This is a genomic window from Arthrobacter sp. LFS091 (assembly GCF_047977885.1).
Taxonomy (GTDB): domain Bacteria; phylum Actinomycetota; class Actinomycetes; order Actinomycetales; family Micrococcaceae; genus Arthrobacter.
This window is the reverse complement of the sequence record NZ_JBFPFP010000002.1, coordinates 405,301-427,491: the sequence shown is the minus strand read 5'-3', so window position 1 is coordinate 427,491 and position 22,191 is coordinate 405,301. Positions and strand designations below refer to the sequence as shown.

The 22,191-nt window shown below is 63.8% G+C and carries 19 protein-coding genes; 12 read left to right on the top strand and 7 right to left on the bottom strand.

The genetic code is table 11. From position 1 onward, the window contains the following. Positions 1–167 precede the first annotated feature (167 nt). The gene (locus tag ACNQOP_RS04725; RefSeq protein ID WP_416403504.1) at positions 168–1,472 is read left to right on the top strand and encodes an aromatic ring-hydroxylating oxygenase subunit alpha; all 1,305 of its coding nucleotides are present in this window, start codon (positions 168–170) and stop codon (positions 1,470–1,472) included. Next, a complete protein-coding gene (locus tag ACNQOP_RS04720; protein WP_416403503.1) occupies positions 1,469–2,890 on the top strand; it encodes a ferredoxin reductase in 1,422 nt (473 codons plus the stop codon). The genes ACNQOP_RS04725 and ACNQOP_RS04720 overlap by 4 nt, the downstream gene beginning before the upstream one ends. 37 nt (positions 2,891–2,927) lie before the next feature. On the opposite strand, the gene ACNQOP_RS04715 is transcribed toward ACNQOP_RS04720, so the two are convergent. After that, positions 2,928–5,084 carry a glycogen debranching N-terminal domain-containing protein gene (locus ACNQOP_RS04715; protein WP_416403502.1) on the bottom strand — a complete coding sequence of 719 codons (2,157 nt, stop codon included), beginning with the start codon at positions 5,082–5,084 and terminating at the stop codon, positions 2,928–2,930. Positions 5,085–5,354: 270 nt separating this feature from the next. Between ACNQOP_RS04715 and ACNQOP_RS04710 the strand changes: the two genes are divergently transcribed. The 7 genes from ACNQOP_RS04710 to ACNQOP_RS04680 all read left to right on the top strand — a co-directional run bounded on the left by ACNQOP_RS04710 (position 5,355) and on the right by ACNQOP_RS04680 (position 12,126). Then, positions 5,355–5,696 (top strand): hypothetical protein, encoded by a 342-nt coding sequence (locus ACNQOP_RS04710; RefSeq protein WP_416403501.1) that lies wholly within the window; start codon positions 5,355–5,357, stop codon positions 5,694–5,696. A gap of 92 nt (positions 5,697–5,788) precedes the next feature. Further along, positions 5,789–7,180 carry a cryptochrome/photolyase family protein gene (locus ACNQOP_RS04705; RefSeq protein ID WP_416403500.1) on the top strand — a complete coding sequence of 464 codons (1,392 nt, stop codon included), beginning with the start codon at positions 5,789–5,791 and terminating at the stop codon, positions 7,178–7,180. A gap of 160 nt (positions 7,181–7,340) precedes the next feature. Next, a complete protein-coding gene (locus ACNQOP_RS04700) occupies positions 7,341–8,840 on the top strand; it encodes a CoA-acylating methylmalonate-semialdehyde dehydrogenase (RefSeq protein WP_211713834.1) in 1,500 nt (499 codons plus the stop codon). Beyond that, entirely contained in the window at positions 8,840–9,904 is a 1,065-nt protein-coding gene (locus tag ACNQOP_RS04695) for an enoyl-CoA hydratase/isomerase family protein (RefSeq protein WP_416403499.1), read from the top strand. Before ACNQOP_RS04700 ends, ACNQOP_RS04695 begins: the two co-directional genes overlap by 1 nt. A 38-nt stretch (positions 9,905–9,942) precedes the next feature. Further along, a complete protein-coding gene (gene mmsB / locus ACNQOP_RS04690; protein WP_257370102.1) occupies positions 9,943–10,866 on the top strand; it encodes a 3-hydroxyisobutyrate dehydrogenase in 924 nt (307 codons plus the stop codon). Between the two features lie 36 nt (positions 10,867–10,902). Then, entirely contained in the window at positions 10,903–11,682 is a 780-nt protein-coding gene (locus ACNQOP_RS04685) for an enoyl-CoA hydratase (protein WP_257370331.1), read from the top strand. A 150-nt stretch (positions 11,683–11,832) separates the two neighbouring features. Continuing rightward, positions 11,833–12,126, top strand: coding sequence for a DUF4190 domain-containing protein (locus ACNQOP_RS04680; protein ID WP_416403498.1), 294 nt, complete (start codon positions 11,833–11,835; stop codon positions 12,124–12,126). A gap of 251 nt (positions 12,127–12,377) precedes the next feature. On the opposite strand, the gene ACNQOP_RS04675 is transcribed toward ACNQOP_RS04680, so the two are convergent. Further along, entirely contained in the window at positions 12,378–13,040 is a 663-nt protein-coding gene (locus ACNQOP_RS04675; RefSeq protein WP_416403497.1) for a TenA family protein, read from the bottom strand. 218 nt (positions 13,041–13,258) lie between these two features. On the opposite strand from ACNQOP_RS04675, the gene ACNQOP_RS04670 reads away from it, so the two are divergent. Next, positions 13,259–14,149, top strand: coding sequence for a helix-turn-helix transcriptional regulator (locus ACNQOP_RS04670; RefSeq protein ID WP_235521389.1), 891 nt, complete (start codon positions 13,259–13,261; stop codon positions 14,147–14,149). Between the two features lie 6 nt (positions 14,150–14,155). On the opposite strand, the gene ACNQOP_RS04665 is transcribed toward ACNQOP_RS04670, so the two are convergent. Together ACNQOP_RS04665 and ACNQOP_RS04660 are read right to left on the bottom strand one after the other, a co-directional pair. After that, entirely contained in the window at positions 14,156–14,311 is a 156-nt protein-coding gene (locus ACNQOP_RS04665; protein ID WP_374111532.1) for an ANTAR domain-containing protein, read from the bottom strand. Further along, positions 14,274–15,479 carry an MFS transporter gene (locus tag ACNQOP_RS04660; protein WP_416403496.1) on the bottom strand — a complete coding sequence of 402 codons (1,206 nt, stop codon included), beginning with the start codon at positions 15,477–15,479 and terminating at the stop codon, positions 14,274–14,276. The genes ACNQOP_RS04665 and ACNQOP_RS04660 overlap by 38 nt, the downstream gene beginning before the upstream one ends. A gap of 112 nt (positions 15,480–15,591) precedes the next feature. Here ACNQOP_RS04660 and ACNQOP_RS04655 point away from each other — a divergent pair, with 112 nt between their 5' ends. After that, positions 15,592–16,896, top strand: a complete 1,305-nt coding sequence (locus ACNQOP_RS04655; protein WP_416403495.1) for an HNH endonuclease — start codon at positions 15,592–15,594, stop codon at positions 16,894–16,896. A gap of 14 nt (positions 16,897–16,910) precedes the next feature. On the opposite strand, the gene ACNQOP_RS04650 is transcribed toward ACNQOP_RS04655, so the two are convergent. After that, positions 16,911–17,420 carry a MarR family winged helix-turn-helix transcriptional regulator gene (locus tag ACNQOP_RS04650; RefSeq protein ID WP_416403494.1) on the bottom strand — a complete coding sequence of 170 codons (510 nt, stop codon included), beginning with the start codon at positions 17,418–17,420 and terminating at the stop codon, positions 16,911–16,913. Between the two features lie 25 nt (positions 17,421–17,445). Continuing rightward, complete coding sequence (locus ACNQOP_RS04645) at positions 17,446–19,164, bottom strand: AMP-binding protein (RefSeq protein WP_416403493.1); 1,719 nt, start codon at positions 19,162–19,164, stop codon at positions 17,446–17,448. 133 nt (positions 19,165–19,297) lie between these two features. Between ACNQOP_RS04645 and ACNQOP_RS04640 the strand changes: the two genes are divergently transcribed. Then, positions 19,298–20,515, top strand: coding sequence for an acyl-CoA dehydrogenase family protein (locus ACNQOP_RS04640; protein ID WP_416403492.1), 1,218 nt, complete (start codon positions 19,298–19,300; stop codon positions 20,513–20,515). A gap of 9 nt (positions 20,516–20,524) precedes the next feature. Here ACNQOP_RS04640 and ACNQOP_RS04635 read toward each other — a convergent pair whose 3' ends face one another. After that, entirely contained in the window at positions 20,525–22,120 is a 1,596-nt protein-coding gene (locus tag ACNQOP_RS04635) for an APC family permease (protein WP_416403491.1), read from the bottom strand. Positions 22,121–22,191: the final 71 nt, after the last annotated feature.

The following is a 22,191-nucleotide window of genomic DNA, read 5'->3' as shown; positions in this document are numbered from 1 at the left end:
CACCCATCATGCACCGAATGTGCAGAGTTATCTCCTAAATGTTGCGCTTTTGTTGCAGGTCGATGGTCCCTAATCTCGTACTACGAAGACTTCGACAACGCCCGGCGCAAAGAAGCACCGGCGGCATCCCCCAACACGTACTTATTTAGCCTCCCGGGAGGAACCCCATGACTGCTCCAGTGAACTCACCCCTCAAATCACGCGGGAAACTCGCATCCACCTTGCCCGCCGAGCAGCTCGCTGAAATCTCGGAGCTGTTCGAGTTCCGCCGCCCGGGGTACTCCCTGGACGCCCCCTTCTACACGGACTCCACGATCTTCAAGATCGACATGGAAGCCATCTTCGGCCAGCACTGGATCTTTGCCGGTAGCGTTGCCGAGCTGCCGGAACCCGGCGACTACATCACGGTGGATTACGGCCCCTACTCCCTGATCGTCCTGCGCAATGACGACGGCGGCGTCAACGTCCTGCACAACGTGTGCCGCCACCGCGGTGCCCGCGTCCTGACCGAGTCCACTGGGTCCACGGGAAACCTGGTGTGCGGCTACCACTCCTGGACCTACTCGCCCGAGGGCAACCTGATCCACGCATCGGCACCCGGCGAGGCCAAGTTCGACAAGAACTGTTTCGCCCTCAAACGCGCCCACAGCCGCGAAGTGGCCGGACTCATCTTTGTTTGCATCGCCGACGAACCGCCCACCGACTTTGACGAGACCGCCAAGATCTTCGAGCCCTACCTGGCGCCCCACGATCTGTCCAAGACGAAGATTGCCTACCAGCAGAACATCATCGAAGAGGGCAACTGGAAGCTCGTCATGGAGAACAACCGTGAGTGCTACCACTGCGACGGCCACCCGGAGCTCGCGTGCTCGCTGTTCCCCACGTGGGGTTTGACCGAGGGATTGATCCCGGCCCACCTCGAGGAAGTGTGGGACCGCAACAAGGAAGCACAGTCCTCGCTGGAAGAGCGCTGCCGCCGTTACGGCCTTCCCTACGAGGTGGTTGAGGAACTCGACACCCGCATTGCCGGTATCCGCATATCTCGTGAATCCCTGGACGGCGAGGGCGAATCGTTCTCCGCCGACGGCCGCCGGCTCTCCAAGAAGCTGCTCGGCGACCTGCCGGACTTCCGGCTCGGCCGCTGCTCGATGCACCTGCAGCCCAACAGCTGGTTCCACTTCCTGGGCGACCACGTGATCACGTTCGGCGTGTTCCCGATCAACGAACACCAGTCCCTGGTCCGCACCACCTGGCTGGTAGCGGATGACGCCATAGAAGGCGTGGATTATGACCTGGACAAACTGACCTACACCTGGAAGCAGACGAACCTGCAGGACAAGGCGTTCGTGGAGCTCTGCCAGACAGGCGCCGGCAGCCCTGCGTATGAGCCCGGCCCGTACATGAAGAGCGAGTACCAGGTTGAGGCCTTCATCAACTGGTACGTACAGCGGGTCCAGGAGCACCTGGCGTGATGGAACTCCTTACTGAGACGGCCATCCAGGAGCCACAGCGCATCCGCGGCCTTGAGATGCCGTGGAACAGGGTGATGGGAAGTGCTGAGGCGCCAGCCCGTGCCGCCCGTGCGCTGGGTCCGTGGCATCCGCAGGAGTTCATGGCTGAATGCGTGGAGACCGTTCCTGAAGCGGGCGGACTCATGACCTTCGTCTTCCGACGCTGCGATGGTGCGCCCTTGGCATTCCGCGCCGGGCAGTACGTCAACGTCGCGTTCCCAGTGAACGGCGAGGACCAGGATCCGGTGGACCGCAGTTACTCGCTGTCCAGTTCCCCCACCGAGCCCTGGACCTTCAGCATCAGCGTCAAGCGCGACGCCGGTGGACTGGTTTCGCCGTGGGTGCATGAAAACGTCAGGCCCGGCACAGTGCTGGAGATGCTCGGTCCCGTGGGAGCCTTCCACCTGCCTGACGCCGACCGGCGCGCCCGTTACCTGCTGCTGGCGGCCGGCGCAGGCATCACGCCCATCATGTCCATGGTCCGGACCATCCATTCGCTGCCCGGCCATGCCGACGTCGTGGTCCTTTACCACGGGGCTGAAGCCGGCGGCTTCGCCTTCCATCGGGAGCTGGCCTACATCGCCTCCGTGGACTCGCGGATCCGTGTTTTCTACTCCCTGGGCGACCGCAGCAAGCCCGAAGGCTGGGAAGGCTTCACCGGGAGGCTGACGGCGGCCATGCTGGACCAGGTGGCCCCTGATGCCAACGGCAGGCAGGTGTACGCCTGTGGTCCGGAGGGTTACCTGAATACAGCCACGGAGCTCCTGAACAAGGTGGGCGTCGATGACACGTCCATTTACATGGAATTCTTTACCGGCGACCGCCAGACACTCCTCGAGTACCAGGCAGAGCTGGCGATTGCGGCTGACATTGCCGAGGAAATCGCGGATGAGATCGCCGATTCGGCCGAGGACTACTTTGAGAGCCAGCCGGCTGCCTTCGGTCTCTACGAGCCCGGATACGATGCCGACGGCACGATGGAAGCGTCCGGGCTCACCCTGGAAACCCTCGACACCGGGGACGCGGCTTCCGAAGCGGACGACGGCGGTTCCGCCGCAGGTGCCGCGCCCGAGGCTGCAACACCTGATGCTTCGAGCTTTGACACGGTTGGAACGGGAAGCCTCACGTTGTCCTTCATGCGCACTGGCATCAACGTGCGGATCGACCCGACCGAGCACATCCTTGAGGTGGCCCAGCGCGCAGGTGTCAGGATCGGCGCGAATTGCAAGGAAGGCATGTGTGGTTCCTGCAAGGTGGTCAAGCTCTCGGGCGACATCGAGATGAACCACCAGGGCGGTATCCGGAAAAGGGAAATCGATGCCGGCAAGTTCCTGCCCTGCTGCTCCACGGCACGCACCGATATGGTGATCGACGCCTAGTCTGTTACCGGAGCCATCCTGTAACAGACTTCCGTGCCTAGGTTTTGCCGGGAGTCCGGTGATGCGCCCGCTCAACAAGGTCGGTCAACCACGGCCGTTGCCCGTGATGGACTGTGAGGCCTTCGGGAATGCCCTTGACCGTCGCTTGCGTGCCTGCCGCGTCAATGGTGATCCGCGCGCTGCCCATGGGCGCGTTGCGGATGTGCAGGTCCCCGAACGACGGCGGCAGCACCGGGTCCAGCCAGATGCCGCCCAGTGAGATGTGGGTGTCGTAGCGCAGCAGGCTCATGACCAGGTGGATGGGCGTGGTGGCGGCCCACGCCTGCGGCGAGCAGGCCGTCGGATAAGGGACGGGCTCCCGGAATTGCGTGCGGTCGAATCCGCAGAAGAGCTCGGGTAAGCGGTCGCCTGAGATCTCGGCGGCTTCCAGCATGGCGGTTGCTATCCGTTGGGCTTCCTCCACGAAGCCATAGCGGAGCAGCCCGGAAACGATCAGCGCATTGTCATGCGGCCATACGGAGCCGTTGTGATAGCTGGCGGGGTTGTAGGCGCCCATGTTTTTGGCGAGCGTTCGGACACCCCATCCGCTGAACATTTCGGGGGACATCAGCCGCTCCACCACGGCGGGGGCCTTGTCGTCGTCAATCAAACCGAACCACAGGCAGTGGCCCATATTGGAAGCACAAGCGTCCACGGGGCGCTTGTCGCGGTCCAGTGCCACAGCGTAGTAGCCCTTGTCGGGCATCCAGAACTGTTCGTTGAACCGCTTCTTAAGGTCCTCCGCGCGTTCCCGCAGGCTTTCCGCCAAGGTGAGGTCGCCGTCGTCGTATGCCATCCAGGCGCGCGCCACATAGGCGCCATGCACGTACGCCTGGACCTCGCACAGCGCCAGGGGCGGTTCAGCCAGGGTGCCGTCCGCAAAATTGATGCCGTCCCACGAGTCTTTCCAGCCCTGGTTGATGAGTCCGTGCTCGTTGGGCCGCCCGTACTCCACGAAACCGTCGCCGTCCCGGTCGCCGTAGGTCCGGATCCACTCCAGGGCACGGTCCGCGTGGGGGAGCAGGCCCGAGATCGCGTCTTTGCCGAAACCCCAGCGGCTCACCGAGCCAAGGACCACCACAAACAGCGGGGTTGCGTCCACGCTGCCGTAATAAGCGGATTTGCCGCCCAAGGCCAGGCCCCCGGAGACCCCCAGCCGGACCTCGTGCAGGATCTTCCCGGGTTCTTCTTCGGTGGCCGGATCCACCACCGTGCCCTGGCGGTCGGCCAGCGTCCGGAGGGTGCCCAAGGCCAGGGAGGGGTCTACGGGGAGGGCCATTTCGGACGCCCACAAGGAGTCCCGGCCGAACAGCGTCATGAACCATGGGGCGCCGGCGGCCACCACCACCCTTTCGGGGTGGTCCGGATCCTGGATGCGGAGCGCGCCAAGGTCCTCGTAGCTGCGGCGGAGGGTGTCTTCGATTGACCGGTTGCTGAGCTGCACGACGGGGATCCGGGCTACCCAATCCTGCCTGCGCTGATCGCTGGGCGAGAGCCCGACCGGATCCTGGTGGGTGAAAGCGGCCCCGGCGCTTTGTTGCTTTGGCACCACGCTGGCACGCGTACTCCAGCTCCCGAACGCGGGAATTTTGGCCGTGAAACCCAATGCCCTGGCACCTGCACCGGCACCATCGGCCCGGATCACCACACTTTTCCGGATTTCCTCCCATTTTCCGCGGATTTCCAGGGAATCGCCGTCAGGCAGGTGGGTTTCGGTCCATTCTCGCGTAATCCGGGCTTCCTTGACTTCGAAAAGATCGGCGAAATCCGATTCGGCAGAAAGCAGGATGCGGCATTGCGTAGCTTGGTTTGAGTAATTCCGGACGGTGATTTCTTCGCGGATTCCGTTACCGACTTCCCGAAGCCGCTCCACCAGCAAGGGGCTGTCGGCGTGCCCATCCGGACGGGGAATCCTGCCGACAAACGACGCCCGGTACGGTTCCCTGGTTTCTGCCGCCAAGGGTTCGATGACTTGTCCGTTGACAGTGAGCTCCCATTTCGACAGGATCCGGGTGTCCAAATGGAAGACTCCGTGGGGCAATTCAGGATGGATGTCTCCGTTGGCGGAGGAGATGCAGAAAGACGAGCCTTCCACCAAGGTCACTGTCCCGGCGCCAAGCGGTCCGGCTGCTGTGTCAGCGTTCCATCCAGCCACGAGACGCTCCTTACCGATCCGCTTGAGCTGCCGCCGCTGCCGCCTGTCCGGCCGCTTGTGGAGATGAAGTCGACGCTACGCCGACGCGAGGGGCGGCGCCAGATCCCGGCCGCTCTTTATGACCTCTCAACGCAAGGATGTGCCGGTCCGTCATCCAGAGTTAATCTGCTTTCCTCTTCCGGGCAGCCGGAAGAGGGCTATAGTAGGCAAATAGGACATTCGCTGATGCAGCCCGGCGGCCCTTACTTCTCTAAGAAGAGGCCCCAAGAAATGACCGACACCCAAATTAGCCAATTCTTGCGCGACTCCGTGGTGTTCGAGGACGACACTGAGAAGGGCCTGGACTTTGACACACTCTACGGCCTGTACATCAGTTGGTGCGTTCTCGGCCGCAAAGTCCCCATTCCCGACTCCGCATTGAAGACAGCCCTGGCCCTTGAAGGACTGAAGCAGGTCAAGGAAAACGGGCAGCGGGTCTACCCGGGTATGAGCATGGTTGGCGCAGCAGCACGTGACTACGTGGTCAACTCCGTACCGATGTGGACCGAAACCGCCACCGACATTGCCATGCAGGAAGTCATGGAGCAGGAAGACGTCGCTTCCATCGCCTGACCCGGCTTAACAGCTCGAACAGCTCATGCCCCTAGGATTTGATAGGGGCATGGGCTGTTCCCATTTTCCGGTCGCCCACTGAGAGGAAAGATGTGAAGCCTTCCGTCGTTTGGTTCCGTGACGATCTCCGTGTGGCCGACAACCCGGCGTTACGTGCCGCCGTCGACGACGGTGAGGCCGTTGCGCTGTACGTCCTCGACGAAGAATCGCCCGGCATCCGCCCCCACGGTGGTGCCGCGAGGTGGTGGCTGCATCACTCGCTCACAGCGCTCAAGGAGGACCTTGCCGCCCTTGGCATTCCTTTGCTGCTGCGCCGCGGACCGGCCGGCGAGGTGGTCCGGAAGACGACGACGGCGATAGGTGCCGGCGCGTTGTACTGGAACCGCCGTTACGGTTCCGCCGAGCGAACAGTCGACGCCGGCATCAAGTCGTGGGCGGGCGAGGCCGGACTGCACGTCTCAAGTTTCCAGGCCTCGCTGCTCCACGAGCCGTGGGAGGTCACCACTAAGACCGGTGGCCAGTACAAGGTCTTCACACCGTTTTGGCGGACGATTTCCGCGCAGGAATTCCGTGAGCCCCTGGCTGTTCCCCAGAAGGGCCATGGCTTCGGCGGCGAGCTGCCGGCCTACGATGACCTCGAATCGTGGTCCTTGCTGCCCAAAAAGCCCGACTGGGCCGGAGGGCTGGCGGAGATGTGGACGCCCGGGGCCGCCGCCGGGCACAAGCGCCTGGCGGCATTCGTGGACAAGGGACTTTCCAACTACAGCGAGGGCCGTAACCGTCCCGATACCGATGGCAGCAGCTGCCTGTCACCGTATCTGCGCTGGGGTGAGCTGAGCCCCTTCCAAGTGTGGCACGCACTGGGTTCCCGGCGCTCCGAAAGTGCTTCGATCTACGCGTCGGAGTTGGGTTGGCGGGAGTTCTGCTGGCACCAGTACTTCCATAATCCGCACTTGGCCACGGCCAACCTTCGCACTGAATTTGACCGCTTCCCTTGGGCCTGGCCCGGCTCCAACGGCAGCGGCGGCAAGCACCCGGGCCACGAGTCCGCCCCTGAGGAGTTCCGCGCCTGGCAGAAGGGCCGCACCGGTTTCCCCATGGTTGACGCCGGGCAGAGGCAACTGTGGCACACCGGCTGGATGCACAACAGGGTCCGCATGGTTGCTGCCAGCTTCCTGGTGAAGAACCTTGGCATCCATTGGCAACTGGGGGAGCAGTGGTTCTGGGACACCCTGGTGGATGCCGACCCGGCGTCGAACCCCGCCAACTGGCAGTGGGTGGCCGGCTCCGGAGCGGACGCTTCCCCGTTCTTCCGGATCTTCAACCCGGAGGCCCAACGCGTCAAGTTCGATCCCCAGGGGAAGTACATCGCCCACTGGATTCCCGAGTTCGGCACGCCGGACTACCCGGACGGCATCGTGGATCTCAAGACCACCCGGGCGGAAGCGCTGGAGGCCTACAAGGGGATGAAGGAAGTCGACTAGGGGCGGCCACACCCGGAAAACGGCCCTCTGGAAATTAGTAGGAAGTCCGAGTATATTCGGGTTCAGAGATGACCTGGATCACAGTTGGTCACGTGTTCCCCGCCTGGGTCCCAGACCCGGCGGCACGGCAGTCATTCACGATGCAAAGGAGCATTCCACCATGGTGCGCGAGCTTTCACACTACGTAGACGGCCAGAGGATCGACGGGACGTCCGGCCGGTTCAGCGATGTCTACGATCCCTGCACGGGCGAAGTCCAGGCCCGGCTCCCGTTGGCCAGCGCTGACGAGGTCCGCGACGCCGTCGCAAATGCCGAGAAGGGCCAGCTCGAATGGGCGGCCATGAACCCGCAACGCCGGGGACGCATCCTGCTCAAGTTCGTGGACCTGGTCAACGAAAACATGGATGAGCTGGCCAAGCTCCTGTCCTCCGAGCACGGCAAGACATTCGCGGACGCCAAGGGCGATATCCAGCGCGGCATCGAGGTCGTGGAGTTCTCGGCAGGTGCGCCGCATCTGCTCAAGGGCGAGTTCTCGGACAACGCCGGCCAAGGGATCGATGTCCATTCACTTCGCCAGCCATTGGGTGTGGTTGCGGGCATCACCCCCTTCAACTTCCCGGCAATGATTCCACTCTGGAAGTCCGGCCCGGCGCTCGCAGCCGGTAATGCGTTCATCCTTAAGCCGTCCGAGCGCGATCCTTCCGTGCCGCTGCGCCTGGCCGAGCTGTACAGCGAAGCAGGCGTGCCCAACGGCGTGTTCAACGTGATCAACGGCGACAAGGAAGCCGTGGACGCGCTGCTCGAGGATCCCCGCGTGAAGGCTATCGGCTTCGTGGGCTCCACGCCGATCGCCCAGTACATCTACGCCACGGCCGCGGCGCACGGCAAGCGGGCACAGTGCTTCGGCGGGGCCAAGAACCACATGGTGATCATGCCCGACGCCGACCTGGACATGGCAGCCGACGCCCTCATTGGTGCCGGGTACGGTTCCGCAGGCGAACGGTGCATGGCGATCTCCGTTGCGGTGCCGGTTGGGCAGGAAACCGCCGATGCGTTGGTGGCCAAGCTGACCGAGCGCGTGAAGGACCTGAAGGTTGGCCACAGCCTGGACAAGGACTCGGACTTTGGGCCCGTGGTGGCTGCGTCCGCGAAGGAGAGGATCGAAGGCTACATACAGTCCGGCGTGGACGAGGGCGCCACCTTGGTCACCGATGGTCGCGGCCTCACGGTGGACGGCTACGACGGCGGTTTCTGGGTTGGCCCCACGCTCTTCGACAACGTCACCAAGGACATGAAGATCTACAAGGAAGAGATCTTCGGGCCCGTTCTCAGCGTGCTGCGGGCGGCTGACTATGACGAAGCGCTCAGGCTCTGCAGCGAGCACGAGTTCGGTAACGGCGTCGCAATTTTCACCCGCGACGGCGACTCCGCGCGCGACTTCGCCAGCCGCGTCGAGGTGGGCATGGTGGGCATCAACGTCCCCATTCCCGTGCCCATTGCCTACTACACCTTCGGCGGCTGGAAGGCTTCCGGCTTCGGCGACCTCAACCAGCACGGCGCCGACGCTTTCCGCTTCTACACCAAGACCAAGACCGTGACGTCGCGGTGGCCTTCCGGTATCCGCCAGGGCGCCAGCTTCGTGATGCCGGCAGGCAGCTGATGGGGGACACGCAGGAAGAAGAAGAGGTTGTATTCGAACGCCGCGGACACCTCGCCGTCGTCACGCTCAACCGCCCCAAGGCAGTCAATGCGTTGAACGCCGGCATGGTGAAGGCCATGCTCCAGCAGCTCACCGACTGGGCCGACGACGACGCCGTCGCCACAGTCTTGGTGCGCGGCGCCGGCGACCGCGGGCTGTGCGCCGGCGGCGACATCGTGGCCATCTACAAGGACATGCTCCACGGTGGGACGGAAACAGCAGAATTCTGGGCCGACGAATACCGGCTCAACGCGCTGATCTCGCACTACCCCAAGCCCTATGTCGCCTTCATGGACGGGCTGGTACTCGGTGGTGGTGTGGGTGTCTCGGCGCACGGTTCCGTGCGTGTCGTCACCGAACGGACCCGCACCGGCATGCCCGAAACCACCATTGGGTTCGTGCCCGACGTCGGCGGCACCCTGTTGCTGTCACGATCGCCGGGGGAGACCGGGACCCACGCGGCGCTGACGGGCGCGCACCTGTCCGGTGCGGACGCCCTGTTCCTTGGGCTCGCGGACCACTTCGTCCCGTCCGACAGTCTCCCCGCGCTGGCGGAAGCGCTCGAAAGCTTGACGGCGGCGGCCGCCGTCGAACGCTTCGCCCAAGCCGCGCCGGACTCGCCGCTGGCGGCCCAGCAGGAGTGGATCGACGCAGCCTACGCCCAGGACGACGCCGAAGAGATTGTGCGGAGCCTGCGCTCTGCGGGTGCTGAAGCTGCTGCCGCGGCGGACACCATCGAGGCGAAGTCGCCGACGTCGGTGAAGGTGGCGCTCGAGTCGCTGCGGCGGGTCCGGGGGTTGTCCCTCGAGGAAGCGCTGGACCAGGAGTACCGGGTGGGGCTTCGCTGCCTGGCCGGACCCGACTTCCGCGAAGGCATCCGTGCGCAGGTGGTGGACAAGGACCGCAACCCGCAGTGGAAACCGCCAACGCTCGCAGAAGTCCAGCGGTCCGACGTCGAAAGCTACTTCGCGCCGCTTGGCGAACGCGAACTGGGGCTCGCCAGCGTGGCGGCCCAAGCGAAGTAGGCAGCAGTGTGTCCAGCAGCCATTTTGAAGGAGACGACATGACAGATAACGCAGAATCGGCAACGGGACGCATCGCTTTCCTGGGGCTCGGCCATATGGGTGGGCCGATGGCTGCCAACCTGATCAAGGCCGGGCATGACGTCATCGGTTACGACCCGGTTCCGGCGGCCGTAGAGGCAGCTGCAGCACACGGCATACCCATGGCGGCCACACCGGCGGAGGCAGTGGCGGAGGCATCCGTGGTGTTGACCATGCTGCCCAGCGGGAAGCACGTCCTGGACGCTTACCGGGGTGTCGGAGGGCCCGGCTTGTTGGCTGTCGCACGCCCGGACACCCTGTTCCTGGACTGCTCGACCATCAACGTCGATGAGGCACGCGAAGCTGCGGCGATCGCGGTGGAAGCCGGTCACCGTTCAGTGGACGCCCCGGTTTCCGGCGGTGTGGTGGGTGCCGAAGCTGGAACGCTGACGTTCATGGTGGGGGCCTTGCCGGAGGACTTCGAAACTGTGAAGCCGATCCTGGAACTGATGGGCAAACGGATTGTGCACTGCGGTGACCACGGCGCCGGACAGGCCGCGAAGGTCTGCAACAACATGATTCTGGGGGTGTCCATGATTGCCGTCTCCGAGGCCTTCGTGCTGGGCGAGAAGCTGGGGCTCACACACCAGGCGTTGTTCGACGTCGCCTCCAACGCTTCCGGGCAGTGCTGGGCGCTGACCACCAACTGTCCCGTTCCCGGCCCTGTCCCCACGAGCCCCGCCAACCGTGACTACCAACCGGGTTTTGCCGGTGCATTGATGGCCAAGGACCTGCGCTTGGCACTCAACGCGCTGGAGAGCACGGGCGTTGCCGCGGAAATGGGGCCACTGGCGTCCCGGATCTACGACGCCTATGCGGCCGGGGAAGGTGCTGGCAGGGATTTCTCGGGCATCATCACCGATATCCGCGAAAAGTCCGTGTGAGAGTCTGGCCTGATGAGCATTAGCGAGAGGGAGCGCATGACGGAGCAGTACCAGAACATCGTGGTGGAGCAGCGGGGACGGGTTGGTTTGGTGACGTTGAACCGGCCCTCGGCGTTGAATGCGCTCAACACGGCACTCATGAACGAACTCGTTTCCGCGGTGCGGGACATGGATACCGATCCCGGCATCGGCGCCGTGGTGATTGCCGGCTCCATCAAGGCCTTCGCTGCCGGAGCCGACATCAAGGAGATGTCCTCCAAGAGCTACATGGAGATGTATGCCGCGGATTGGTTCCGGCACTGGGAGGACCTCACCCGGCTGCGGATCCCGGTTATCGCCGCTGTGTCCGGGTTTGCCCTGGGCGGGGGATGCGAGCTGGCCATGATGGCTGACTTCATCATCGCCGGAGACAATGCCAAGTTCGGCCAGCCGGAGATCAACCTGGGAGTAATCCCCGGCATGGGTGGCTCCCAGCGGCTGACACGGGCCGTTGGCAAAGCCAAGGCCATGGACATGATCCTGACGGGTCGCTTCATGGATGCGGAGGAAGCCGAACGTTCCGGGTTGGTCTCGCGTGTCGTGCCTGCAGCTGAGGTGGTGGACGAGGCCCTGAAGGCGGCCGAAGCCATCGCGTCCAAGTCGAAGCCCGCTGCGATGGTTGCCAAGGAAGCGGTCAATGCGGCCTTCGAGATGGGCTTGGCCCAGGGCGTCGTGTTCGAACGCAGGGTGTTCCACTCCCTGTTTGCCACTGAGGACCAGAAAGAAGGCATGGCCGCCTTCAGCGAGAAGCGCCAACCTGAGTTCAAGCACAGGTAACCCGCGACTACCCGTCGCCGGCCCGCTATTCCGTCGTTGGCCAACCACGGATTAGCGGGCCGGCAACGTCCTCGGACACCACAGGCGGGGCAGCCCGGGATTTGGGTGCCGCGTGGATAGACTCGTGGCACTTACGAATGGGGAGAGAACATGTCAACGGAGATCGTTCAGACTAACCACACTGAAGCGTCCACCCAGCCGATCAACCGGCAGGCCCTCGTGGCAGCCGCGATGGCCGTCGTCGCTCTGGTGGGGCTGTTCTTCGCCGGCATGGCAGTCATCGCTGTGTTCGTCGTTGGGGCAGGGCACGTTGCCTTGAACCAGATCCAGCAACGCAGCGAACGCGGACGTGCGTTCGCCATCGGCGCTTTGGTTGTGGGCTACGGCATCGGGATCCTGTCATTGGCGTCGGCGCTGATCTTCGCCTTTACCTCGGCCGGATAAATAGGGCGCAGCTCACGGTCCTTCCTTCGTCACTTCCCGGTTGTTCGCGCCTCTTCCTTAGAGGACACAAGAACATGCGACGACGAGGGACCCATGACCTGGCAATTTTGCGACAACGACGACTGCCCCGAGAGCTGGCACTGGATGGATCCGGCGGGGACTCCCGAGGGCTGCCGGGGCTCCGATGAAGCAGCGGACTTCCCTGAAGAAGCAAGGCCTGGTGGAACTCAGTTGCACCGTCCGGAAGCCGCTTAGCGAAGAGCAGCCGGGGCAAGTGCGGCGTCGAAGAACGCCCGCTCCAGCCGTACCGCCTCGGCGAAGACAGCGGCAACCCGCTGACGCTCCTGCGGCTCTGAAGGCTCGACGGCGTCGAACTCGTCCCGCAGCCAGCTCACCCACGCGCTGTACTCGGAGTTGTTGTGAAGGCGGATCCATTCGGCGTGCTTGGATTCGGCAGGCCAGGTGGCGGGTTCTCCGGCGCGTCCGGCCCAGTCGCCGTAAAGCCATTCGGCCACCAGCAGCACCGCCAGGACGTTTGGATAGGACCGGGTGGCCAGGGCGTCGCGCATGAGCGCATCGAATTCCGTGGTTGTGGCAGCAAGGACGGGGGACCGTCGTTCTCGTTCCGGCACGCCCAGCTCATCGAAGGAGTCCTGGAAGTAAGTGTTCTCATCCGACGCGAAAGCGCCCAAGACGCGGGCAAAGACCAGCCGTGAGGGCAACGACGGCGCCGAGGCCACGGCTTGGCCGAGGAGGGCGGTAAACGCATCGCAGAACTGGTAATCCTGGACAAGATAGCGGCGCAGCTGCTCATCGGGGACGGACCCGTCCAGCAGTTGGTCAACGAACGGATGGGTGACGGCGGCGTCCCAATCCTCGGCGGACCGGTTCCTGAGTTCTTCGGCAAATCCCACGGTGTTTCCTCCTGGAGTGTCAGCATCGGAGCCTAGCAGCGTACTGGGTTTTCGCGGCCGTCATGACGCTCAGGTGCTGCGTCCGGCACTCTGGTCCGGCTCCAGGGGACTTGGCGGACTCATGAGTTGGCCTTCTGCTGGTGTCCGGCCGGAGTCCCGACCGTAGGTGGTCCTGGGAGGGACTCCCTCGGCAGCCGGTCCGGACCTATGGTGAAGACATGGACAATCGGGCCGAAGTACGTGAATTCCTGATCTCCCGGCGAGCACACGTGGCGCCGGAGCAGGTTGGACTGCCAACCGGCTCCAATCGGCGGGTCAAGGGATTGCGGCGCAGTGAGGTGGCCACTCTTGCCGGACTGAGCGTTGAGTATTACACCCGTTTGGAGCGCGGTGCCATCAGCGGTGCATCGCCCCAAGTGCTTGAGAGTCTGGCACGGGCATTGTGCTTGGACGACGCGGAACGCGCCTACCTCTTTGACCTGGCCCACGCAGCGAGCCCAGTCGCGCGACCACCCCGGCGCCGGAACGCAAAGTCCTATGTGCCGCACCAGAGCCTGCAGTGGGCGCTCGATGCGATTACGGCCGGCCCCGCCTTCGTCCGCAATGGCCGCATGGATCTCTTGGCCGTCAACCCGTTGGCCCGGGCTTTCTACAAGGACTGCTACGACATGCCGGGCCAGCCGCCCAACATCGCGCGATTCACGTTCCTGGATGAACGGGCCTACGGGTTTTACCCCGACTGGGATGCCTTCGCCGAGGTCACTGTTTCCATCCTTCGCACTGAGGCCGGCAGGGACCCGCACAACAAAGACCTTCACGATCTCATTGGCGAACTCAGCACCCGCAGCGATGACTTCCGCACACGCTGGGGCGCGCACAACGTCCGCCACCACGGAACGGGGTTCAAGACGTTTAACCACCCGATCGTCGGTGAGATGACGCTCGCCTATGAGGGCCTGGAGATGGCGGCCGAACCTGGGCTCACATTGACGATCTACGCGGCAGAGCCTGGGTCGCCGTCGGCGGAACGCCTGCAACTGCTGGCGTCGTGGGCTGCCAGCGAATACGGATCTCAGACCCCCTCTGAAAAGAGCCGTGCGGACAACTGACAACCCTCAGTGGATGACGTCCACCCGGGCTTTCCGCGAGTGTTGGCTTTTGTGGCAGATGCCGACGCCGTCCACCAACGTTCGAGCGAGGTCACGGATTTTCTGATTGCGGTCGGTGGATGTTTTACGGAGAAGACGGAAGGCTTCTTCGCAGCTTCCGATCCTTCAGTATCAGCACTGTGACGGGCAGGAAGTACAGCGCGGCGATGCCCGTGCCCACCAATACCGGACCGCTGGCTCCCAACGCCGATTCCAGGGCGAAGCCGGCAATCCACGATCCCATGGCCGTGCCCAGGTTGAATGCCGAGGTGCTGAGCGCCGAAGCCAGAGTGGGCGCATGGCCGGCATATCCAACGGCCTTGCCGATAAGAATTGGATTGGTGGCCATGCCGAAGAGACCCAACAGGAAGATCAGCACCACAGTGACCAAGGCGTAGCTGGAGAACATGAACAGGGCACCGAGCACCAGGAAGGTCATGCTTGCCGGGATGAAGAGCGCCGGATAGGGGTGCTGGGCGCCGAAGCGGCCACCCAGGGTTGAACCGATAAACGCCCCGACGCCGTAAACCATCAGCACCAGCGGAACCGCGGCTGCGGCAAGTCCGGTGTTCTCCGTGAGCAACGGGGAGATGAAGGTGTAGGCAGCCAAGGATGATCCGCAGACGATTGCACAGCCCCCAAGAACAAGCCACACCCTCGAATCGCGCATACTTGCCAGCTCTGCACGCACCGACGGCGTGTGTCCAGAGTGCGGATCCGCGGCAACCAATCGATAGACCGCAACCGCACCTACCAGCGCCAAGGCTGCGAGCACCCAAAACGGTCCCCGCCAGCCAATGACCTGGCCGGCAAACGCACCGAGGGGAACACCCGCGACGTTGGCGAGCATGCCGCCGCCCAAAACAACGCCCAACGCGCGGGACGCCGCAGCGCCTGCGGCTTTTGCACCCACGACGGCGGCTACCGCCCAAAAAGCGCCCGTCGCCAACGCCGTGAGGAAACGCGCACCGAGAATGATCGTGAAGTCCGGGGAAAGCGCCGCCATCAGGTGACCCATCGCGAACACCACCAGTGCGAGGCTGAGCGTCAGGCGGCGTGGCAGCCTGAGCGTCAGGATCGCCATCGTGGGAGTGCCAACGATCATGCCGACAGCAAAGACGGTGATCATGAGACCCGCGTCGGCAACGGAGATACCCAGGTCGCCGGCGATGTCCGGCAGGATGCCCGCAACGATGAACTCGGTGGTTCCCATCAGGAACACACCCGCAGCCAAAACATAGGTCACCATCGGCAACCGGCGGCTCTTGGTTGTGGAAAGTGTGGTGGTCATATGTCCACACCATCAGGTTTGCAGAGCACCAGGGAGTCCCGCTTAAGGGAGGTCCTCCGGGGGACTCCCTTGCTGACGTCATATTGTCGGTGCCTGCTGAAAGAGTAGGCTCATGGAGCGGATTGGGGAGAGTCGAGCGGGTGCAGTGGTGTCTCCTGCGTTCGTTCCCGCTCGGCCGGAAGCGGCTCTGGCGGGCTCCATCCCGGCCCACACTGTGGGCGGGGACCTGATCGAGCAGCTCCGGATGCTGGAAGAGATGAAGTCGGCCATCTCTGCTCTACAGGCGCGCGTTGCTGTGGCTTTTGATCTTGTCCAGCGCGCCGAGCAAGCCGAGGCAGGCGTCCCTGCGTCCGAGCGTGGCCACGGGGTGGGAGCGCAGGTCGCGTTGGCCCGGAGTGAGTCCCCGAACCGTGGGTCACGTCTCCTGGGTTTGGCGAAAGCCCTCGTCGCGGAGATGCCGCATACCTTGGCTGCCCTGACGTCGGGGCAGTTGAACGAGTGGCGTGCCACGTTGCTGGTCAAGGAAACGGCGTGCCTGTCTGTTGAGGACCGCTGCGCGGTGGACAAGGAACTCGCCCCCGATGCCGGGACCTTTGCCGGGAAGGGCGACAAAGCGATCATTGCCGCTGCGAAGGCTGCCGCGTATCGTCGGGATCCGCGCTCGGTGGCCGGGCGGGCCAGCCGTGCCGCCGCTGAACGGACCGTCAGCCTGCGTCCGGCGCCGGACACCATGACATACCTGACGGCCTTGCTTCCTGTCGCCCAGGGAGTAGCGGCGTACGCGGCGCTGACCCGGGCGGCTGATTCGGCCCGTTCCAGCGGGGATGCCCGAGGCCGGGGCCAGCTCATGGCCGATACCTTGGTCGAACGCATCACGGGCACCCCGGGCGGGATTTCGGGGATCAACCTGGACCTCGTCATGACCGACCGCACCCTGTTCCAAGGCGACAGCGAACCAGCCCGGCTCAAAGGCTACGGAATCGTGCCGGCAGAATGGGCCAGAACAGTTGTCGCCGAGGAGCAGTCAGACCAGGCCCAGGAGCTCAGTGTCTGGCTTCGCAGGCTCTATACCGCTCCGGCCACTGGAGATCTTCTGGCCACCGACTCCAAGGCCCGGCTCTTCAGCGGCAGGCTCCGGCACTTGATCGAGACCCGGGACAACACCTGCCGGACGCCGTATTGCGACGCGCCCATCCGGCATATCGACCATGTAGTTCCGTGGCGTTCCGGCGGCACAACGAACCTCACCAACGGCGCCGGTCTATGCGAAGCCTGCAACCACACCAAGGAAAACCCCGGTTGGACCACACAAACCATTCAAGGGGCTACGCATACCTTGGAAATCAGGACCCCCACCGGGCACACATACCGATCGAAAGCCCCACCCTCGCCTGGGCACCGCCCCTTAAGAACGTAGAGAGCCGAGAATCGCTACTCCTCCCTGAAATCCCCGGCATCCCTGCGGAAGGTGCCCAGAACGCGGATGAGGTGATCGACGTCGTCGTCCCCGAAACCGGACTTGCCGAAAACCTCGGCGTTCAGCGCCGCCGTCGCCTTCTTGGCGAGGCTGCGGCCATCAGCGGTGAGCTCGATCAGGGTGGTGCGGCCGTCGGTCGGGTGCGGTGAGCGGGCCACCAGGGCGGCCTTTTCGAGACGGTCGACGGCGTTGGTCACCGACGTCGGATGGACCTGCAGGAGCGCGCTTGCTTTGTTCATGGGCAGCGCGCCGCTCCGGGCGAAACTGAGCAGTGCCAGCAGCTCGTAGCGCGCGAAGGTCAGGCCAAAAGGCTTCAGCACTGTCTCGATGCGTGCCAACAGGATTTGCTGGGTCCGCATGATCGCGGTGATGGCTGCCATGGGCGCGGCGACATCGCCCCAACCATGCCGTTCCCAGTTGCGCTGGGCATCGGCAATGGGATCGCGGGGGAGTGGGGTGCCCATGGGCCTCCTTCGGTTGCTTGGTTGGCTAGTCTTTCAGATTCGGGAACTCTTCCTCGGTGTACTCCACGCCCAAACCTGCCGGCAGCGGACCGTCGCCATGCCGGGCCACTTCCGTCCCACGCAGCTCCACACGGCGGATCTTGCCCGAGATTGTTTTGGGCAGCTCACCGAATTCGAGTCGTCGGATGCGCTTGAACGGGGCCAGATGTTCGCGGCAGTAGCGGAGGATGTCCTCAGCGACGCCGGGACCGGGTTCGTAGCCAGCCGCCAGTACCACGAAGGCCTTGGGCACCGACAGCTTCACCGCGTCAGGTGAAGGCACGACGGCGGCCTCCGCCACTGCGGGGTGCTCGATCAGGACGCTTTCGAGTTCGAAAGGCGACAGGCGGTAGTCCGAAGACTTGAAGACGTCATCGTCCCGGCCGACGTAGGTGATGACGCCGTCCGCGTCCCGGCTGGCCATGTCGCCGGTGTGATAGTAGCCGTCACGGAAGGCTTCGGCGGTTTTCGCTTCGTCGCCGAAGTAACTCTTCATGAGCCCCACGGGCCGGGGGTCCAAACGCAGGCAGAGTTCGCCGTCGTCGGCTTCCTGCCCGGTGACCGGGTCCACAAGGACGACGTCGTACCCGGGCAATGGCCGTCCCATCGAACCGATCTTTACCGCTTGGGTGGGCGTATTGGCGATCTGGACCGTGGACTCTGTCTGCCCGAAACCGTCACGGATGGTGACGCCCCAGGCTTTCTCCACCTGGCCGATTACCTCGGCGTTCAGTGGCTCACCGGCCGAAACCACCTTGCTGGGCGGGCTGGTGAGCTGCGTGAGGTCGGCTTGGATGAGCATCCGCCAGACAGTTGGCGGAGCGCAGAAACTCGTGACGCCCTCGCGGCCCATCTGGTTCATGAGGGCGGCAGCGTCGAAGCGGTCGTAGTTGTAGATGAAGACGCAGGCCTCGGCGATCCAAGGCGTGAAGACATTGGACCAGGCATGCTTGGCCCAGCCCGGGGATGCGACGTTGAGGTGGACATCGCCGGGTTCAAGGCCGATCCAGTACATGGTGGACAGGTGGCCCACCGGGTAAGAGGTGTGGGTGTGCTCCACCAGTTTGGCGCGCGAGGTGGTCCCGGACGTGAAGTAGAGGAGCAGCGTTTCATCGGCGCGGGTGGGGGCGTCGGGCGTGAAGTCGGTGCCGGCGTCGTACGAGTCCGCGTACTGTTGGGCCTGCCCGTTGCTGCCTACCGTGCCCACCTCTATCAGGGTGTAATCACCCTGCACGGAATCGAACTTGCCGATGTTGGCGCTTCCGACGGCGACCCAAGCCGCCCCGCCGCGCTCCACCCGGTCCTGGAGGTCGCGGGCGCCCATGAGGGTGGTGGTGGGAATCATGACGATGCCCAGCTTGATGCCGGCCAACATGATTTCCCAGAGTTCCACCTGGTTGCCGAGCATGATGATCATATGGTCGCCGCGCTTGACCCCCTGGCTACGAAGCCAGTTGGCGACCTGGGAGGACCGCTCCGACAGATCGCGGTAGGTGCGCCGTGTTGAACTGCCGTCCTGTTCCACGATCACCAATGCCGGCTTGGAGCCCCTGGCCTCATCTGCAGCGATGTGGTCGAACCAGTCGAGGGCGAAGTTGAAGTATTCAAAGCGTGGCCACTGGAATTCTGCGTGCGCCAGTTTGTAGTCCTCGCGCAGCTCCAGCAGCCGGTCGCGGGCCGCACGGAAGTCTTCTGTGACTGTCATAGTCCGCCTTTCGCCTTGGGGTTGGCCTGGCGTCCTCGCCACAGCCCCTGCCTAGTGATCCACATCACCTTGCAATATACTAGGACATCCAAGGGTTTGGAAGAGCCTGCACGGGACATGACGAAGGGGTCCAATGCTCGACGAAAAAGCTGCCGGCACCACCACGAATGGCGCGGCACCACAACACGTCCTCCCTCCCTATCCGGAGGCGGACCTGATGCACGTCATCGATCTCCTGCCCGAGGAGGAGCGCACGCGGTACCTCGAAATCCGGGAATTCCTGCAGGCGCGCATCCGCTCGGCCAGCATCGACTACTGGAACCGCGAGGAATTCCCCTTCGGGTTACTCGCAGATATGGCCAAGTTCGGGCTCGGCGGGCTTCAGACCGACGGTTCCACCAAGCTCTTCAAGGGCCTCATGTACACCGAAATCGCCCGGGCTGACGTATCGCTCTCGGCCCTGGTGGGCATCCACAACGAACTCATCGTGGGCATGATCAACGAGCTCGGCTCTGACGAGCAAAAGCAGAAGTGGCTGCCGGGCCTCGAAGCCTTCACCCAGTTGGGTGCCTTCGCGCTCACCGAACCGGACCACGGATCGGACATTGCCGGAGGACTCTCGACGACGGCGCGGCGCGAGGGCGGCGAATGGGTCATCAACGGTGCCAAGCGCTGGATCGGGGCAGGCACCATTGCGGACTTCGCTCTGGTCTGGGCCCGTGACGAGGGCGATGGGCACATCAAGGGTTTCATCGTGGAAAGTGACCGGGCCGGCTTCACAGCCACCAAGATCTCGAACAAGATCGGCCTTCGCATCATGCAGAATGCGGACATCGTGCTGGATGATGTCCGCATTCCTGAATCGAATCTCCTTCCCGGGGCCTCGGAATTTTCCCGGGCCAACGACCTCTTGCGTGATTCCCGGGCCTGGGTTGGCTGGCAGGCCGCGGGAATCCAGCTGGCTGCCTTCGACATTGCCCGCGCCTACGCGCTGGAACGACAGCAGTTCGGCAAGGAACTGGCACGTTTTCAGTTGGTGCAACAGCAGCTCGCGGACATCCTGGGCAACGCCAACGCTTCACTGTCCATGATGGTGGAACTGGCCCGGATCCAGCAGGCCGGCAAGCTCGAAATGGTCCAGGCCGCCATGTGCAAAGCCACCACCACCCGGCTGGCACGCTCCTCCGTAGCCATGGGCCGGTCCTTGCTGGGCGGGAACGGAATCACCACGGATTACGAGATGGGCAAGCTCTTCGGAGACGCCGAGATCCTCTACACGTACGAGGGCAGCTACGAGATCAACTCCCTCATTGTTGCCCGGGCAGTGACAGGAAAATCGGCGTTCGTCTGAGGTTGACTGCTAGGAATTTTGGGCGGCCACCAACCCGGGGTCCGGGTCCGGGGATGGGGACGGCGATGGGGCGGCGGCAGCGTGTTCGGCCAGCACGCCAGTCCGGTGCCTGATGCGGAGGCGGTAAAGCAGTGTTCCGCCGATGACGACTGCCGCGACGAACATGACACCGCCCCATTGCAGGTACCACTCAAAGGGCGGCACCGAGTTGTAGATCTCCGGCCGTGGCCACACCAGGTTCAGTGTCATGGCGCCGCCCCAGAGCACCGCGAGGATGTTCACGGGCAGTCCCCATTTGCCGAGGCTGAATCCGGGTTCCGATCCGTCGTCCTTCAGGGGCCACTTCTTGAGGAACCGGCGCCGCAGCATAGGCACGGTAACCAGCAGGTAGGAGAGGTAGATCAGCACGATGCTGATGCTGGAGAGGATGGTGAAGATGGCCGGCTGGGAGATGTTGACCAGCAGGGGAATCACTGCCACCACGCCGATGACGATGGCCGCCACGGTAGGCGTCTTCCGGGTGGGGTGAACCTTGCTGAGCTGGCGGCTGAAGGGAAGGTTGTTGTCCCTGGCCATGGCAAACATCATCCGGATGGCAGCAGCGTGGACGGCCAGCGTGCACACCATCACAGCCACCACGATGCACGCCAGGAACGCCTTGCCGAAGGGTCCGCCGAGCACCGACAGAACGATGTACTGCAGCCCGCCGTCAGCAGCCCCGATCTTCGGGTCGGAGAGGTCCGGCGCGGCCAGTATTCCGCCCAGCAGGAGCAGCCCGCCAAGAAGGAAGGACGCCGTGACAGCGCGCAGGATGGCCTTGGGCGCCGTCTTCTTGGGGTCCTTGGTCTCTTCGCCCAGTGAGCTCGCCGTGTCGAATCCGTACATGACGTAACCCGAAGCCATGGCGGCGATCAGGAACACTCCGAAGAAGCCCAGGGGTTGCCCTTCGCCGAACCCGGCCGTGTCCAGGAGGACTTCCGGGCCCCGCACGGCGTGCCACAAAAGGGCCACGATCAGCAGGACCGCCGCGACCAGTTCCACGAACACGCCCACGCTGTTGATCATGGTCATGAGCTTCACCCCGAACGCGTTGATGAGCGTGGAGATGGCGATCATGATGCTGGCCAGGATCACCCCGTTGACCGCAAAGTCGTAAGGGCCGGTTCCATCGCCCACCAATTGGAAGCCGCTCCAGATCTGCGGCAAGGTGATTTGGAGGGCCAAGGCAACGGAGCCCAGGGCCATGATGGAGGAGAGCAGCAGCAACCAGCCCGCCAACCAGGCCCACGTTCCGCTGGAGAGCCTCTTGGCCCAGTTGTAGACCGATCCTGCCACCGGATAACGTCCGGCCAGTTCGGCGAAACACAAGGCGACCATCAGCTGGCCGACAAAGACGATGGGCCACGACCAGGCGTAGGCGGGCCCCGCCGTCGAAAATCCGAAGTAGAACAGTTGGAAAACGCCGGTGAGGATGGAGATATAACTGACGCCGGCCGCGAAGCTGGCAAACTTACCGATGCTGCGGTCAAGGGTTTGGGCATAGCCAAACTCGTCCATACCGCTTGCATCGCTCTTGCAGGGTCCTGATTTGCTGGGTTCTGACATGCGAACTCCTAGTTCAGACGTGCATGAATGGTGATTACCTGCGGCCGCCGTTGGCCGCAGTCGAAATCAAA

Coding starts and splice junctions, on each gene's coding strand:
- ACNQOP_RS04725 (WP_416403504.1), top strand. CDS start 168: ATGACTGCTCCAGTGAACTCACCCCTCAAATCACGCGGGAAACTCGCA.
- ACNQOP_RS04710 (WP_416403501.1), top strand. CDS start 5,355: ATGACCGACACCCAAATTAGCCAATTCTTGCGCGACTCCGTGGTGTTC.
- ACNQOP_RS04700 (WP_211713834.1), top strand. CDS start 7,341: ATGGTGCGCGAGCTTTCACACTACGTAGACGGCCAGAGGATCGACGGG.
- ACNQOP_RS04695 (WP_416403499.1), top strand. CDS start 8,840: ATGGGGGACACGCAGGAAGAAGAAGAGGTTGTATTCGAACGCCGCGGA.
- mmsB (WP_257370102.1), top strand. CDS start 9,943: ATGACAGATAACGCAGAATCGGCAACGGGACGCATCGCTTTCCTGGGG.
- ACNQOP_RS04685 (WP_257370331.1), top strand. CDS start 10,903: ATGACGGAGCAGTACCAGAACATCGTGGTGGAGCAGCGGGGACGGGTT.
- ACNQOP_RS04680 (WP_416403498.1), top strand. CDS start 11,833: ATGTCAACGGAGATCGTTCAGACTAACCACACTGAAGCGTCCACCCAG.
- ACNQOP_RS04670 (WP_235521389.1), top strand. CDS start 13,259: ATGGACAATCGGGCCGAAGTACGTGAATTCCTGATCTCCCGGCGAGCA.
- ACNQOP_RS04660 (WP_416403496.1), bottom strand. CDS start 15,479: ATGACCACCACACTTTCCACAACCAAGAGCCGCCGGTTGCCGATGGTG.
- ACNQOP_RS04655 (WP_416403495.1), top strand. CDS start 15,592: ATGGAGCGGATTGGGGAGAGTCGAGCGGGTGCAGTGGTGTCTCCTGCG.
- ACNQOP_RS04650 (WP_416403494.1), bottom strand. CDS start 17,420: ATGGGCACCCCACTCCCCCGCGATCCCATTGCCGATGCCCAGCGCAAC.
- ACNQOP_RS04645 (WP_416403493.1), bottom strand. CDS start 19,164: ATGACAGTCACAGAAGACTTCCGTGCGGCCCGCGACCGGCTGCTGGAG.
- ACNQOP_RS04640 (WP_416403492.1), top strand. CDS start 19,298: ATGCTCGACGAAAAAGCTGCCGGCACCACCACGAATGGCGCGGCACCA.
- ACNQOP_RS04635 (WP_416403491.1), bottom strand. CDS start 22,120: ATGTCAGAACCCAGCAAATCAGGACCCTGCAAGAGCGATGCAAGCGGT.